The sequence below is a fragment of the Pilimelia terevasa genome (genome assembly GCF_014647915.1).
Lineage (GTDB): Bacteria > Actinomycetota > Actinomycetes > Mycobacteriales > Micromonosporaceae > Pilimelia > Pilimelia terevasa.
The window spans coordinates 215,967-231,950 of the sequence record NZ_BMQC01000005.1 but is presented as its reverse complement, the minus strand read 5'-3'; the positions used below and the strand labels follow the sequence as shown (position 1 = coordinate 231,950).

Below are 15,984 nucleotides of genomic sequence, written 5' to 3'. Positions count from 1 at the left end.
GCCGGGGCGCGCTTTACACCCTGCGACGCCGCGGGGCAGGATCCACTGTGCAGCCGACCGGCGGGACGCACGCCGCCCGCGGGCCGGCAGGTGACGAGGAGGACAGGTGAGCAACGATTCCGCGGTCGCCGACGGCGGGGCGGTGTCGGCCGACCGCGGCGGCGCGGTCTGCGTCATCGGGGCCGGCGCGGCCGGCCTGGCGGCGGTCAAGAACCTGCGCGAGCACGGCTTCGAGGTCGACTGCTACGAGCGGGAGACCGACGTCGGCGGGCTGTGGAACTGGCGCCACGAGCGCAGCCCCGTCACCGCCGCCACCCACCTCATCACGTCCCGGCCGCTGACCGGGTACCCCGACTTCCCGATGCCCGACCACTGGCCGGACTACCCGCACCACAGCCAGTTCCGGGATTACCTGGAGCGCTACGCCGCGCACTTCGACCTGCGCCGCGACATCTGGTTCGGCACCGAGGTGCACCGGGTCAGCCCCACCCACGACCTGCGCTGGGACGTCAGCACCGGCGGTACCGGCGGCGCCGGGCCGCGGCGGGTCACCCGGTACGCGGGCCTGGTCGTGGCCAACGGCCACCACTGGGACCCGGTGCTGCCGGCGTACCCGGGCCAGGACGCCTACCTCGGCCGGCTGCTGCACGCCGCCGAGTGCAAGGAGCCGGCCGCCCTGCGCGACCGGCGGGTCCTGGTCGTCGGCGGCGGCAACACCGCCGCCGACCTGGCTGTCGCGGCGGCCAGCCCGGCGGCAGCCACCTGGTACTCGACCCGGCGCGGCTACTGGCTGTACCCCAAGTACCTCCTCGGCCGGCCGCTGGACCAGGCCGCGGCCCGGCTCCGGGCGCTGCGGCTGCCCCGGCGCTGGCGGCGCCGGCTGCTGGCCGGCCTGCTGCGGCACGCGGTGGGCGAGCCGACCCGGCTCGGCCTGCCCCGCCCCGACCACCCGCCGCTGGGCACCCACCCGACCGTGAACTCGATGCTCCCGCACCACATCGGACACGGCCTGGTCACCCCGGTCGCCGACATCGACCGGTTCACCGCGCACGGGGTGATCCTCGCCGACGGCCGGACCATCGACCCGGAGGTCGTCGTCTTCGCGACCGGCTACCGCCCGCGCCACGACTTCCTGCCCGACGACCTGCTCGGCGGCGGGGAGCGGCCGCGGCTGGGCCTGCACCTGTTCGCCCCCGACCACCCCACCCTCGCCGTGGTCGGCCTGCCGCAGTTCCCCGGCGGGGCGCCGGTGATGCTGCACTGGCAGAGCGTGGCCGCGGCCCGCTGGCTGCGGCTGTGGCACGCCGACCCGGCGCGGGCGGCCGCCGTGCGCCCCACCCTGTTCCGGGGGACCGGCGCGCTGCGGCTGCCGACGGTCGACTCCGACCGGCACTGGGCCGAGGTCGACCCGCACCGCTACCTCGCCGCCCTCCAGGACCTGCTCGACCGGATGGAGTCCCGCCCGTGACCGGCCGCCCCCGCGTCGTGCGCACCGCCGACTGGGCGGACCCCGTGCTGCCGCACGCCCGGCAGGTGCTGCACGCCACGCCCGAGGACGACGCCGACCCGCCCCGGCCGCCGCTGCTGATGCTCCCCGACCGCGGGCACGGCGCCGAGAGCTTCGCCGCCCGCTGGCTCGACCGGGCCGCCGGCCGCGGCCACCCGGCGTACGCGCTGAGCCCGCGGACCGGCGCCGCCCCGCGGACCGCCGCCGCGATGCGCACGTGCGTGCACGACGTCGTCCAGGTCGCCGCCGGGCTGCCGCGTCGCGGCGTCCTGGTCGGCTTCGGCCACGGCGCCGTCGTCGCCCGGTACGCCCTGGCCCGGTACCCGGCCGCCGCGGCGGTACTGCTGGCCCCGGCCCCGCTCGGGCGCTGGCGGCGCTGGCGGCTCGGCGTACCCGAGGCGCTGGCCGGCGCCCCCGCGGTGCTGGTCGCCGGCTGCCCGGACGACCCGGGCACCTCGGCGGCGGCGCTCGCGGCCGAGGCCGCCGGCTACGGCGGCGGCCCGCTGCTGTTCCCGGGCCGCAGCGCCGACCTGCTCACCAGCGACGCCGGGATCGGCGCGCTGGAGGCGATCCTGGACTGGCTGGACCACCTGCGCCGGTAGCCCCGGGCCGCCGGCTCAGAAGCGCCGGTGGGTGGCCTCCCGCACCGCGAACGCGGCCACGTACGCCCGGGCCGCGCGCGCGTCGAGGGTGCTGACGGGCCGCAGCGCCCGCGGCGGCGCCGGCGGCTTCGTCGTGGCGTACAGCCAGTTCTGGAAGAACGCCGACAGGTCCTTTCCGGCGACCTCGCCGGCCAGTGCGACGAACTCCGCCGTGGTGCCGTTGGCGTTCTTCTTCCGGGCCGCCCAGGCCCGCACGACGGCGAAGAACTTCTCGTCGCCGACGGTGCGGCGCAGGGCGTGCAGGGTCATCGCGCCCTTGGTGTAGACGGAGGAGCCGAACAGTCCGGCGACCTTCGGGTCGGCGGTCGCGGGCGCCCAGTGGCCGGCGTTCTGCGGCTGCTTGTAGAGCTGCTGGAACGTCGCGTCGGCCTTGGGGCCGCCGTGCGCGTCGGCCCACAGCCACTCCGCGTACGTGGCGAACCCCTCGTTGAGCCAGATGTCCTTCCAGTCGTGCAGGGCGACGCTGTCGCCGAACCACTGGTGGGCGTTCTCGTGCACCACCGTGGACAGGTCGCTGGCGCTGCCGCTGTACACCGGCCGGGTCTGGATCTCCAGCGCGAAGCTCAGGCCGGGGACATCGCCGCCGGCGATCCCGCCCATCGAGCTGAACGGGTACGGGCCGAACAGCCCGGCCAGGTAGTCCACCACCTCGGGGGTGCGCCTGAGCGGCGCCGACGGGGCGCCCTTGCTGGCGAACACCACCGGCCGGCCGCCGTGGTCGCTGACGGTCAGCTTGAAGTCCCCGGCCGTCGCGGTCGTCAGGTAGGGCGCCATCGGGCTGTCCTCGGCGTACCGGAACGTCGTCCAGCCGTCGGCGCCGGCCTCCGTGCCCCGGGGCACGCCGTTGGCGATGGCGGTCCTGCCCTTGGGCACCGTGATCGCGAACGTGAAGGTGGCCTTGTCCCGCGGGTGGTCGTTGCACGGGAACCAGGACGCGGCGCCCTCGGGCTGCCCGGTGACCACGACGCCGTCGCTGGTGCGGAACCAGCCGGACTTGCCGGTGTGCGGCATGTCGTAGAGCTGCGGCCTGCCGTGGTACCGCACGACGGTGCGGAAGGTGGCGCCGCCGGCCAGGGCGGCGGCGGGCGTGACCGTCAGCTCGCTGCCCGCGCGGGCGGTGCGGGCCGGCGCGCCGTCGACGGTCACCGCGTCGACGGTCAGGCCGAACAGGTCCAGGTTGAACGCCGACAGGTCCTGGGTGGCCCTGGCGGTCAGGGTCGCGGTGGCCGTCAGCTCGTTGGTGGCCGTGTCGTACCGCGTCACGAGGTCGTAGTGGCCGACGTCGTAGCCGCCGTTGCCGTACCCGGGGTAGTAGCTGTCGCCGATCCCGGCCGCGCCCGGCTGGGGGCCGCGCGGGCGGGCGCCGGCCGGCGTGCCGGCCGCGGCGACCAGGGCCACGCCGAGCGCGGCGATGAGGGTGGAGCGGGCGTGCCTGCGCATCAGGAACCTCCGACGGGTGGATCGAGGGTGGTCGCTGGATCGTAGGGCCAGGCCGCCGTCGGGCGGTAGTGACCCGGCGGCGCCGACCCGGAAGGTCGCTCCCTGCCACGCTATAGCTGCCGGGACGCCGCGCCGGGCCGGTTCGCCCGCGGTGCCGGAAACCAGGCCGCGCCCGTCGGTGGCCCCGGCGCCCGGCTCAGCTCGTGGCCAGCAGCGGCGCGCCGCGCGGCGCGGCCAGGTCGGCGGCCGGGGGTACCAGCGCCTCCAGGAACAGCTCGGCCCAGGCGTGCAGGTCGTGGCCGGTGACCTGCGCGCGCATCGCCGCCATCCGGCGCCGGTTCTCGGCCGCGTCGGCGCCGACCGCCGCGAGCAGCGTCCGCTTCATCCCCGCGGTGTCGTGCGGGTTCACCAGGTACGCGTCGCACAGCTCCGCCGCCGCCCCGGCGAACTCGCTGAGCAGCAGCGCGCCGCCGCCGTCGGTGCGGGCGGCGACGAACTCCTTGGCGACCAGGTTCATCCCGTCCCGCAGGGGGGTGACCAGCAGGACGTCGGCCGCCCGGTACAAGGCGGCGACCTCGACCCGGTCCAGTGGCCGGCTCAGGTAGTGCACGCGCGCCGCCCCGACCCGCCCGTACTCGCCGTTGATCCGCCCGACCTCCCGCTCCACCCGCTCGCGCAGCCGCTCGTAGTGGTCGACCCGCTCGCGGCTGGGTACCGTCACCTGCACGAAGACCGTGTCCGGCGCGGTCAGGACGTCGTCGGCGACCAGTTCCCGGTACGCCTTGAGCCGGTGCTCGATGCCCTTGGTGTAGTCCATCCGGTCGACGCTGAGCAGGACCGTGCGCGGCCTGCCCAGGTCCTCCCGGATCTGGGCCGCCCGCGCCCGGACCTCGGGGGCCTCGGCCAGCGCCGCCACCGCCGGGGTGTCCACCGACACCGGGAAGACGCCGGTGCGCACCTGCCGGCCGTCGACCCGCACCGGCCCCTGGCCGGCCTCGATGCCGCAGGCGTCGGCGATGGCCAGCCGGAAGTTGCGCGCCGACCGCTCCCGCTGGAACCCCACCAGGTCGGCGCCGAGCAGCCCGTGCAGGATCTCCGCGCGCCGCGGCAGCCGCATGAACAGCTCCGGCGGCGGGAACGGGATGTGCAGGAAGAAGCCGACCGTCAGGTCGGGCCGCAGCTCGCGCAGCAGGGCCGGGACCAGTTGCAGGTGGTAGTCCTGGATCCACACCACGGCGCCCGGCGCGGCCACCTCGGCGGTGCGCGCGGCGAACCGGCGGTTCACCCGCTGGTACGCCTCCCACCAGCGCCGGTGGTGCGTCGGGTGCTCGACCGCGTCGTGGTACAGCGGCCAGAGCGTGGCGTTGGCGTACCCCTCGTAGTGGTACCGGATCTCCTCCTCGCTCAGCGGCACCGCCCGCACCCGCAGCCCGCGGGTGTCGGGCAGTTCGGGCGGCGGCCCGGCGTGCCCGGACCAGCCGACCCACGTCACGGGCGCCTCCCGCAGGTGGGCGTGCCGCGGCGAGACGAGGACGCCGCTGCTGTGCTGCCAGTCGAAGGCGCCCTCGGGCGCGACCGACTCGTCGAACGGTAGGCGGTTGGTGACGACCACCAGGGATCTGCGCTGCACGCTGCCTCCGTACGGTCGGCGACCGCGCGCTACCCGGGGCACCCCCACGCGCCCCACGCGCCACGATCGTTGTGACCAAATGTTACGAGAGGACTACCGTGTGAGCCGGCCTCAGACGACGGCGCCGTCGCCCGGGTCGTCGTCGTCACCGGTCCGCATCCGCGCGATGAGCGTGCCGGCGCCCGCGAGCAGGAGCGCGACGCCGACCAGGGTCGTCAGCAGCGGGTCGATGCGCGGCACGAGGCCCGGCGCGAGAAAGAACACGAAACCGACGACGAGGGCCGCGACCGCCGCGACCGTGTACTTCGACACGCGCGGCAGCGGCGGGGGCGGCGGCGGTACGTACCGCTCGTCCTCGTCCTCGTCGGGCAGCCCGGCGCCCAGGGAGTCGAACGCGTCCAGCAGGGTCGGCTCCTGCGGCGCCAGCCCGAACCCGCGCAGGTCGATCTGGGTGGGCCCGGCCGGCCCGCCCTCGACCGGCCGGACCGGGCCCGGGTCGTGCGGGGCGTCGGCCGACAGGTGGTAGCCCGCCACGATGTCGGCGAACGCGGCGTCGATCTCCGCGCGGCCGGCGGGGGCGGCGCCCGGGCTCTGCACGGACGCGCCGCTGCCGGGCTCCCCGGCGAACGCCCGCAGCCGGTCGTGCGCGGCCGCCACCTGGGCGTGGTCCACGTACAGCCGCTCCGCCGACGGCCGGTCCGGCGGAGCCGGCCGCTGGGTGGCCTGGAGGTACGCCGCGATGCCGGCCGCCGCCAGTACGCTCAGCACCCGCTCGCCGAGGCGGGGGTCCACGTCCGCGGCCGCGGTGTAGGCAGCCGCGACCAGCCCGTTGTCGCGGCGCTCCCGGCCGGCCTCACCCACGCCCACTGTGCCTCCCCGCACCCCGCGCGGGCCCGCCGCGCTCGTCGTCTGCATGGTGACACGCCCACCCGCTCCGGCGGGAGTGCGTTGTCCCGTCCCCGGCAACATCCGTACGCTGAAAACTAGTCCCGGGCCGGGCGCGCGGACGGGACGCCGCCACGCATGGGCGGCCGGCGGGCCGCCGACCCGGCGGGGAAGAGGGCACCGGTGCTGTACTGGCTTTTCAAGTATGTCCTGCTCGGGCCGCTGCTGCGCCTGGTCTTCCGGCCGAAGGTCGAGGGCCGAGCGTACGTTCCGTCGACCGGACCGGCGATCATCGCCAGCAACCACCTGTCCTTCTCCGACTCGATCTTCATGCCGCTCGTCGTGTCCCGAAAGATCACTTTCGTCGCGAAGTCGGAGTACTTCACCGGGCGTGGCCTGAAAGGGTGGTTGACGAAAATGTTCTTCGTCAGCACCGGCGTCGTCCCCGTCGACCGCGCGGGCGGCCGGGCGGCCCGCGCGGCGCTGGAGACCCAGTTGCGGATCCTGCGCGCGGGCGCGCTCGCCGGCATCTACCCCGAGGGCACCCGGTCGCCCGACGGCCGGCTGTACCGGGGCAAGACGGGCGTGGCCCGGCTGGCGCTGGAGAGCGGGGCGCCGGTGGTACCCGTGGCGATGCTGAACCTCGACGTCGTGCAGCCCCCCGGTCAGGTGTGGCCGCGGCTGATGCGGCCGCGGATGCGGTTCGGGCCGCCGATGGACTTCAGCCGGTACGCCGACCGCCTCGGGGACCGGGCCGTGGAGCGGGCGGTCACCGACGAGATCATGAACGAGCTGCGCCGGCTGTCGGGGCGCGAGTACGTCGACATGTACGCCCAGCAGGCCAAGGCCGGCGCGCCCTAGCCGCGTCGTGTCGGGTACCTGTCACTTGTGGTGACTCCCCGACCTCCCCGGGGTGGGATTCATGGTGCCTGATACATGAATCGATCACGGGGGAGATCGGGGAAGGTCGTGTCAGCGACCGGAAATCGAGGTTACCTGCTGGCCGCGGGACTGGCGACAGCCATGCTCGCGCCGACACCCGTCCACGCCGCACCGTCCACTCCGCACCGAGTTCTGCGTCCCGCGCCGCCGCGACTGGACAGGGACACCGCGGTCCTCAGCAGTTGGCTGTGACCTTCGAGGCGGCGACCGGCACCCTCGTGCTCTACGTTGACGGCCGCCCGGTCGCCGAGGCCCGGACTGCCCGGCAGCGGGGCGCTCGCGCGGGGGCGACAGCGCCGCAACGGCCTGTGGCGTGACCACCTGGCGGGCGTGCTGGACGACGTACGGATCTACCAGGGCCACCTCCCGCCGGCAGCCGTCGCGGACCTCGCCCGCGTCAACCGGCGCCACCGCTGAAGCCCGCGGGCCGCGCGCCTGCGCGGCCCGCACCCATCCCCTCACAAGGAGATCGTCATGTTGCGTGCGAAAGCTCGCGTAACCGGCCCGCCGGCCGGTAGACCGTCGGGAGCCGCCCGCTGGCGCCGCTGGGGCGCCGCCGCCACCCTCGGCGTGCTGGCGGCGGGCCTGGTCCAGGTACCGGCAGCCGCCGTGGACCGCGACACCCGCCGGCCCGAGAGTCAGAAGACCGCGTCGGTGCCGGTGAAGCCGCAGGGACTGCGCCCCGCGGCGGCGCCGAAGCACGCGGAGTGGAAGCCGCGGGCGGCCTGGCCGGAGGCGGCCTCGGCGGAGGTCGCGGTCGCCCCGGCGGGTCGCCGCGGCGACCCGCAGAAGGTCGGCAGCCTGCCGGTCCGGGTGGTGGCCCCCCAGGGCCGCGCCGGCCTGACTCCCGCGCAGGTACCCGCGAAGGTGCGGGTGGAGGTCCTGGACCGGGAGACCGCCGACCGGGTTGGCGTCGCCGGCCTGCCGATGCGGATCAGCCGGGCGGACGGCGGCGCGGCGGCCGGCACGGTCGGCCTGGAGGTCGACCTGTCGGCGTTCGCGGACAGCTTCGGCGCGGACTGGACCACCCGTGCCCGGTTCGTGACCACGCCGACCTGCGACGGCGAGGAGTGCGGCAACACCACGCTCCTGCCGACCAGCTCGGACGACGGGGCGCGGCTGCTGCGGGCCGAGGTTCCGGCGATCCCGGCGGCCCGCCGCGGCGCGGCCGACGAGCCGCTGCTCGCCATCGCGGGCGGGGCCTCGGGCCAGGGCGGCACCTTCCAGGCGACGAGTCTGTCGCCGGCCGGGAGCTGGCAGGTCAGCGGGAACTCGGGCGCCTTCAACTGGAGCTACCCCCTGCGGATGCCCCCGGCGCTGGCGGGTCCGGCGCCGGAGCTGTCGCTGCAGTACAACTCCGGGACGACCGACGGCCGTACCGGCGCGACGAACGCCCAGCCGTCGGTCGTCGGCGAGGGCTTCGACTTCGCCGGTGCCGGCTTCATCGAGCGGTCGTACCGCAGTTGCCTGGACGACGGCCACAAGGACCCGGAGCCGGTGGCGGACCCGAAGAAGCGCAAGTCGCGGTACGACCTGTGCTGGCCGGGCAAGGGCGACCACCTGACGATGTCCTTCGGCGGCCGCAACGGCGAGCTGGTGAGGTCCGGGACCGACCAGTGGCGGCTGAAGTCCGACGACGGCACCCGGATCGAGCGCCGCCGGGGCGCCCCCAACGGCGACGACGACGGCGAGTACTTCGTCGTCACCACCACCGACGGCACCCGGCACCACTTCGGCAGGACCAAGCGCACCGACGCCGACGGGGAGGGGACCGACTCGACCCTCACCGTGCCGGTGTTCGGCGACGACGAGGGCGAGCCGTGCCACAAGGCGGAGTTCAAGGACGCCCACTGCCGGCAGGGCTGGCGGTGGAATCTGGACTACACCGTGGACGTCCACGGCAACTCGATGACGTACTACTACAACAAGGAGACCAACAAGTACGCCGCCGCGGCGGACGACGCGAAGGTGATGGAGTACGACCGGGGCAGCTTCCTGGAGCGCATCGAGTACGGCGGGCGCGAGGGTGGCGAGGCCGCCGCGCCGGCCCCGATGCGGGTCGTCTTCGGCGTCGACGCCCGCTGCAAGCCGATGTCGTCGCCCAAGGTCACGTGCAAGGAGGGCCTCAACCCGACCACGGCGGTCGCCTGGCGGGACGTGCCCCACGACCAGATCTGCGCGCCGCGCGCCGACGACAAGAAGCCCAAGTGCAAGGGCCAGTGGTCGCCGACGTTCTTCACCCGGGTGCGGATGAGTCGGATCACCACGCAGATCCACGTCGGCGGCGCGTACCAGGACGTGGACACCTGGAACCTCGCGCACGACTTCCCCGACGCGGGCGAGGAGAGCCCGGCGCTGTGGCTGGACTCGGTCACCCACACCGGCGGCTCCGGCAAGGACGCGATCACGCTGCCGCCGACGGTCTTCGGCAAGGGCGTCGCGCTGCCCAACCGGGTCAACGAGAAGAATTCGCTGCCGTTCCGCAAGTTTCGGCTCAGCGCCATCCAGACCGAGTCCGGCGGCGTCGTCGACGTGCGCTACAGCGAGCCGTCGTGCCCCGCGGCCCGGCCCGCGCCGCAGAGCAACCGCGCGCTGTGCTTCCCGTCGTACTGGCGCAAGGACGCCGACAACGGCAAGGAGGACTGGTTCCACAAGTACGTGGTCCGCTCCGTCCGGGAGGACTCACGGATCGGGCTGGAGAGTGACCAGAAGCTGACGAGCTACGAGTACGCCACCCCGGCGTGGCGGTACGACGACGGCGAGTTGCAGAAGGCCGACACGAAGACATGGGGCCAGTTCCGCGGCTTCGAGAAGGTCACGACCACGACCGGCGCGCCGAGCGACCCGCTGCGCCTGCGCGCCGAGGCGGCCTTCCTCCAGGGGATGCACGGCGACCGGGAGGACCGCGGCGGCGGCCGCAAGCAGGTCGTCCGCACCACGGAGGACGGCGTCAGGGTCACCGACCACGACCGGCTCCAGGGCTTCGTACTCAGCCAGCGCCAGTGGGACGAGACGGGCAAGGAAGTCAACGCCACCCTGCACACCCCGTGGCTGTCGGCTCCCACCGCGACCGAGGGCGACGACGAGGCGCGGCTGACGCAGCCGGGGACGACGAAGTCCCGCACCCGGCTGGACAGCGGCACCCGCTGGACCGGCATCGTCCACCACTACGACGCCCACGGCATGGTGGACCGGTCCGACGACCAGGGGGACCTCGGGCCGGACGGCCGCAACACCGGCGCTGCGGCGGCGGACGACTCGTGCACGGACTACTCCTACGCCCGCAACACCGACCGGAACCTGCTCACCCTGCTGTCCCGGGTCACCACGACCTCCCGGCCGTGCACGGGCGCGCGGGCCAGGCTGGCCGCGGACACCGTGGTGTCCGACGTGGTCACCCGGTACGCCGGTGGTGACAAGCCCGCCAACGGCGACGTCGTGGCGACCGAGGAGCTGTCCGGCTTCCGCGACGGCGCGCCCACGCACGTGGCGGTGAGCCGGTCCACCTACGACGAGTACGGGCGGGTCCTGACCAGCACGGACGTCAAGGGCCGGAAGACCACGACGGCGTACCGGCACGAGCGGCCCGGCGGCGTGGTCGTGGGCATGACGGTCCGCGACGCCAAGGACCACGTGACCAGCTCGAAGGTCGCGCCCGCCTTCGGCGAGGTGGTCGAGACCGTCGACCCGAACAACGCCCGCACGAAGATGGAGCTGGACGCCCTCGGCCGGCTCCGCAAGGTCTGGCTGCCCGACCGGGCGGAGGACCTGCTGCCCAACCACGAGTACCAGTACCAGGTCCGCAACGACGACGTCAGCACCGTCGCGACCAGGAGTCTGTCCGGTGGCGGCGTCACGACGACGTACGAGATCCACGACCCGCTGCTGCGGCCACTGCAGACGCAGAGGCAGACCCGGTTCGGCCGGCTCATCACCGACACCACCTACGACGCGCGCGGACTGGCCGTCCGCAGGGTCGGCCCCTTCTTCAACGACCGCGCACCCGACGGCAAGCTCGTCGACGTCGCCGACAGCGGCGCCAACGCGCCGCAGACCACGACCACCTACGACGGCGCGGGGCGGGCCACCGCCGAGACCTTCAGGGCGCCGGGCAAGGAGTGGACCACCACGACGTCCCACCACGGCGACCACACCGTCGTGACGCCGCCGGCGGGCGGGACGCCGCGGGCCACGTTCACCAACGCCCAGGGCCTGACCACCAAGCTCTGGGAGTACCGCACGCCGAAGCCGACCGGCGACGAGAAGGACGCCGACGTCACCACCTACGAGTACGACCACGCCGACCGGATGCGCAGGGTGCGCGACCACACCGGGCACGAGTGGTCGTTCGAGTACGACCTGCGCGGCAGGCAGACCGTCGCCGTGGACCCCGACACCGGCCGCACCTCGACCACCTACGACGACTTCGACCGGGTGGCCAGCGTCACGGCTGCGGGGAGGACCCTGGACTATGAGTACGACCTGCTCGGCCGACCGGCTTCGGTGAAGCAGGGTGACACGCCCCTGCTGGGCTGGACCTACGACGCGGGGATCCCGAACGGCAAGGGCCGCGCGCACACCGCGACCCGCTACGTCGGCGGCAACGCCTACGCCTCGGAGGTTCTGGGGTACGACGTGGCGGGCCGGCCGCTGGAGACGAAGATCTCCATCCCGCGGTCCGAGGGCAGGCTGGCCGGCGACTACGTCTCCAAGGCCACCTACGAGGCCGACGGCGCCGTCGGCTCGGTCACCTACCCCGCAGCCGGAGACCTGCCCGAGGAGAAGGTCGAGACCTACTACAACACCCTCGGCCAGCCGCTCATCCTGCGCGGTTCCCGGAACACCTACGTCGGCGAGACGATCTACTCGCCGTTCGGCGAACCGCTCCAGCGCGGCCTGCTGACGACGCAGGCCAGCGAGATGACCTGGCAGACCTACGAGTACGAGGAGGGGACCCGGCGGCTCAGCAGCGTCGCGATCGACCGGGAGAAGACGCCCGACGCCGACTCCAAGGTCAGCTACGCCTACGACCCCACCGGCAACATCCTGAAGATCGCCGAGAACGCCGCGCGCGGGGGCCGGGAGGCGCAGTGCTTCCGGTACGACCACCAGCGGCGCGTCAAGGACGTGTGGGCGCAGGCGACCACCGACTGTGCGGGGGAGCCGTCGGACAAGGTGCTCGGCGGGCCGGCGCCGTACTGGCAGTCGTTCGACTACGACGCCGCGGGCAACCGCGTCGCGCAGATTGATCACGGTGTGGCCGGCGGGGCGACGGTCGCCAAGACCTTCCGCCCGTTCGGCGCGGGGAAGTTCCCGGCGCACGCGGTCGACAAGGCCGAGACCACAGTGCAGGCCCGCGGCTCCCGGTCGGTGACGGGCGACGAGTACGCCTACGACCAGGCCGGTCGCATGACGCGCCGCAAGCTGGGCGACACCGTCGACCAGAAGCTCACCTGGGACGCCGAGGGACACGTCGAGAGGATCACGCACAAGGACGGCAGGTCGACATCCTTCGTGTACGACGCCGAGGGCAACCGGCTGGTCAAGCGCGACGAGACCGACCAGTCCGCCACCCTCTACCTGGGCAACCAGGAACTGCGCGTGGACCTGCGCAACCCGGACCCAACCAGGCAGACAGCGGCGGGCACGCGGTACTACAGCCACGGCGGGCAGACCGTAGCCGTGCGTACATCCGGCGGGCTCAGTTGGCTCACCGGCGGCCAGAACGGCACCAGCGAGATCGCCGTCGACTCCGTCTCCCAGCAGGTGGTCCGCCAGCGTACGAAGCCGTTCGGTGAGCCGCGGGGGGCGGACACGCCGCTGCCGGGCAGCCGCGGATTCGTCGGCGGCACCGTCGACCGGTCGCTGAACCTGGTTCATCTCGGGGCGCGCGAGTACGACCCGGCCAGCGGCCGGTTCATCTCGCCCGACCCGGTGATGGACTTCAGCGACCCGCAGCAGCTCAACGCGTACGGATACGGCCGGAACAACCCCCTGTCCTTCGCCGACCCGTCGGGGATGTTCTGGGGCAGGTGGAACTGGAACCTCGTCGGCCACGGCGTGCTGGACGTGGTGGGGATGATCCCCGGTCCGGTGGGGATGGTCGCGAACGGGATCAATGCCGGGTGGTACGCCGCCCAGGGCGATTGGACGAACGCGGCGATGTCCGCGGCGGGCATGATCCCTGGCGGCAAGTTCCTGGCCAAGGGCGCCATGGCGCTGAAGAACACCGTCCGGACGGCCGACACCGCCAAGGACGTGGCGAAGGCGGCGGGCAACGCCAAGGACGCCACGAAGGCGGCCCGGCAACTGACGCCCCCGTCGGCGGCCAAACCCAAGCCGGCGCCGAAGCCGGAGGCGCCGGCCCGGCCCAAACAGTCGGCGGCGAGCGCGAAAAGCGCGGACGGGGGAGGCAAGGCAAGTCCCAAGCGGGGCGCCGACGCCGAGGGCAAGCCGGACAGCGCACCGAGCCGGGGCTCGGGCGGCGACAAGTGCCACAGCTTCGACCCCGCCACCAAAGTGGCCATGGGGGACGGGAGCACGAAGGCGATCGGCGAGGTGCAGGTCGGCGACGAGGTGTTGGCGACCGATCCTGAGTCTCGTCAGTCCAGCGTGGAGAAGGTGACCAGCACCTTCACGAACCAGGACCAGGCGTTGACCGACGTCACGGTCGTGGACGGGCGCGGTCGGGATGAGGTGCTGCGTACGACGCAGAACCATCCGTTCTGGAGCGAGACCCGGGGCGCGTGGGTCGATGCGGGGGAGCTGCGGGCTGGCGAGCGACTGCGCAGCGACGGCGAGCCCGTCCGCGTAGCGAAGACGGTCAGCTACCGTGGCAACGCCGAAATGAACGACCTCACGGTCGCCACCTTCCACACTTACCATGTCCTAGCCGGCAACACTCCGATCCTCGTCCACAACTGCGGCGATGACATCCCAGAGAATGAGGGAGACCACTTCTATCGTGGCGTAGACGAACAGCACCGCGACTTCGCTACATCACATGCGGGCGACGTCACGCCGGTCGGTGGCAACAGTAACTGGATGCAGCACAATGACGGGTCTGTCGATAGTGCCTTCACTTCCTGGACCTCAAGTCGAGCTGTTGCCGAGTCTCACGCATCGAAAATGTCTGGTAGAGGAATCGTGTTGATGATGAGGCGCGGAACAAGGCCAATTATCGACATGAGAGCTATGGGTCTTGACAAGTTTGGAGAAAGTGAAGTGCTAGTCGAAGGGGCCGTCAAGGGCCTTAAGCACTATCATTACGTGAGGCTGCCGCAATGAGGTCAACTGACATTGATCTAGATGCTCACGCGGGCAAGTTTACTCAGTTCGCAGTCAGTTTGCCGCCGACCATCGCGAGTCAGGGGATCGAGGCGTTGAGGGGGCGGACGCTCAAGGTAACAGCGGTATGGGCGTCCGATCTCGTCGACACGTATCAAGTCCGTGGCGAGATTGCTGGCAACGCAGGGTTAGTTCTTCACGGTCACGATGAATTTGTCCGCGGGCTCGCCTCAGCCGAGGGTCAACTACTGATTGGATCGCTACCTGTGGGCGCACTTACTCACATGCTGCTTTTCTCAGAGGACGCGAAGATCTTGATTGCTTGGATGGTCATAGAAGGTAACGTGCCACGTGCAGAATCGACCTCGTAGGCGTCGTAACAATCGTTGAGAGTGCGGCCGGCGACCTCCTCGCCGGCCGCACCATTTTGGTATTGTCGGGAGTGTTGTCGGGACGCGGAGAGTGGCAAACTCGTGGCAGCAAGTGTCGGTGGTCACTGGGCGGCTGCTGGCGTACTGGCCGGTTGCCGTCACAGTTGCCGATAACATTGGCCAGTGCGGATGGACGTTTCGGGTTTACGGCTACGGATGAGTAACAGGGTCAACCGTCTGTTGGTGGGGCGGCGTGCGGGCCTGAGGCGCAGCGCGCCGCCCTCACCCCGTGCGTGAGCGTGGGCGGTCTTGATATAAGAAAAGAAATTTTTGGCCCGATTCGGCCGGTCACGTTGTTGACTGTTGGGACGGGCCGTTTCGGCCGGTGTTCAGGTCGCGACGGCGCTTGATGTTCGGTGTCGAGGGCGTGGGGGCCGGTTTGTTGGCCGCGACGGCGGCGTCACCTCTGCCGCGGGTCAGCTAGCGCCGACTGCGTCGCTCTATACTTCGTGGGTTCGAGCGCCTGTTTTGGAACCATGTTGGTTGATTAGACGGCGTACGTGCAGGCGACTTGTCGATCATCGAGGATAGAGTCTGTCAAGAAATGGCTTTGCTCGCTTCCAGTAATGATGGAGTGGCAGTCTGCCTGTACGGAAATCCCGAGTTGCGGCGGCAATGGAGAGTCAACAGGATGGCGCCTATGTCGACTCGTGACTACTGACAACTTGGTTTCCTTGGACTGTATGAGGAGAGTGACGGGCGCCCATTGTATGGACGGCAATCGGAGATTCAAGTGAAAGGATCCTCGGTAAATCGTTGAGCCAATGTCGAAAAATTTAGTCGAAACTAGTCTGTAGTCGCAGTGTTGATTTGTCCTGGGAAGTTCCGCGTGCGGGTAGGCGTCCACTTTGCATGATGGTGATGTGTCCGTATTTTCGGATATCTATCGATCGACGTGGCGTGACGAGTGCCATATATTGGCGTCTGTAGATGTCGCGGCGTTGCTGGCCGGATCGACCAACTGTATGTCCAGCCGTCCACCTCACCCGTCGGTCCTGGAGGTCGCCTTGTGGGCAGCAGCCCCGCCGCATACGGACGCCCATGGCCGTCGCCCCTCACCACGACTGCCGCCGCCCGGCCGCGTCGATGGTCCCGGCTACGCGACCCCGTCCCGCCCCGTGGAGATCACCGGAGACGCGGGGCCTGGGTCGTTCCCCGAGGCTGTGCGGGTGAACACCGCACCGGATGCCAGGAATGATT

General features: G+C 71.9%; 7 protein-coding genes. 4 read left to right on the top strand and 3 right to left on the bottom strand.

Translation table 11 applies throughout. The features are described 5' to 3' along the window. Positions 1 to 106 precede the first annotated feature (106 nt). On the top strand, positions 107 to 1,468 hold the full coding sequence (locus IEY75_RS09365) for a flavin-containing monooxygenase (protein WP_189113841.1): 1,362 nt from the start codon (positions 107 to 109) through the stop codon (positions 1,466 to 1,468). Continuing rightward, positions 1,465 to 2,109, top strand: a complete 645-nt coding sequence (locus tag IEY75_RS09360; protein ID WP_189113840.1) for an alpha/beta hydrolase — start codon at positions 1,465 to 1,467, stop codon at positions 2,107 to 2,109. The genes IEY75_RS09365 and IEY75_RS09360 overlap by 4 nt, the downstream gene beginning before the upstream one ends. A gap of 15 nt (positions 2,110 to 2,124) precedes the next feature. Here the strand turns inward: IEY75_RS09360 and IEY75_RS09355 are convergent, their stop codons facing one another. The 3 genes from IEY75_RS09355 to IEY75_RS09345 all read right to left on the bottom strand — a co-directional run bounded on the left by IEY75_RS09355 (position 2,125) and on the right by IEY75_RS09345 (position 6,106). Continuing rightward, entirely contained in the window at positions 2,125 to 3,609 is a 1,485-nt protein-coding gene (locus IEY75_RS09355) for a M1 family metallopeptidase (protein WP_189113839.1), read from the bottom strand. Positions 3,610 to 3,805: 196 nt separating this feature from the next. Beyond that, positions 3,806 to 5,239 (bottom strand): alpha,alpha-trehalose-phosphate synthase (UDP-forming), encoded by a 1,434-nt coding sequence (locus IEY75_RS09350; protein WP_189113838.1) that lies wholly within the window; start codon positions 5,237 to 5,239, stop codon positions 3,806 to 3,808. Positions 5,240 to 5,350: 111 nt separating this feature from the next. Further along, positions 5,351 to 6,106 (bottom strand): DUF308 domain-containing protein, encoded by a 756-nt coding sequence (locus IEY75_RS09345; RefSeq protein ID WP_189113837.1) that lies wholly within the window; start codon positions 6,104 to 6,106, stop codon positions 5,351 to 5,353. A gap of 201 nt (positions 6,107 to 6,307) precedes the next feature. Between IEY75_RS09345 and IEY75_RS09340 the strand changes: the two genes are divergently transcribed. Both IEY75_RS09340 and IEY75_RS09330 read left to right on the top strand, forming a co-directional pair. Next, positions 6,308 to 6,985 (top strand): lysophospholipid acyltransferase family protein, encoded by a 678-nt coding sequence (locus tag IEY75_RS09340; protein WP_189113836.1) that lies wholly within the window; start codon positions 6,308 to 6,310, stop codon positions 6,983 to 6,985. A gap of 555 nt (positions 6,986 to 7,540) precedes the next feature. Then, a complete protein-coding gene (locus IEY75_RS09330; protein WP_189113834.1) occupies positions 7,541 to 14,353 on the top strand; it encodes a polymorphic toxin-type HINT domain-containing protein in 6,813 nt (2,270 codons plus the stop codon). The last annotated feature ends 1,631 nt before the right edge of the window (positions 14,354 to 15,984 follow it).

Coding starts and splice junctions, on each gene's coding strand:
- IEY75_RS09355 (WP_189113839.1), bottom strand. CDS start 3,609: ATGCGCAGGCACGCCCGCTCCACCCTCATCGCCGCGCTCGGCGTGGCC.
- IEY75_RS09330 (WP_189113834.1), top strand. CDS start 7,541: ATGTTGCGTGCGAAAGCTCGCGTAACCGGCCCGCCGGCCGGTAGACCG.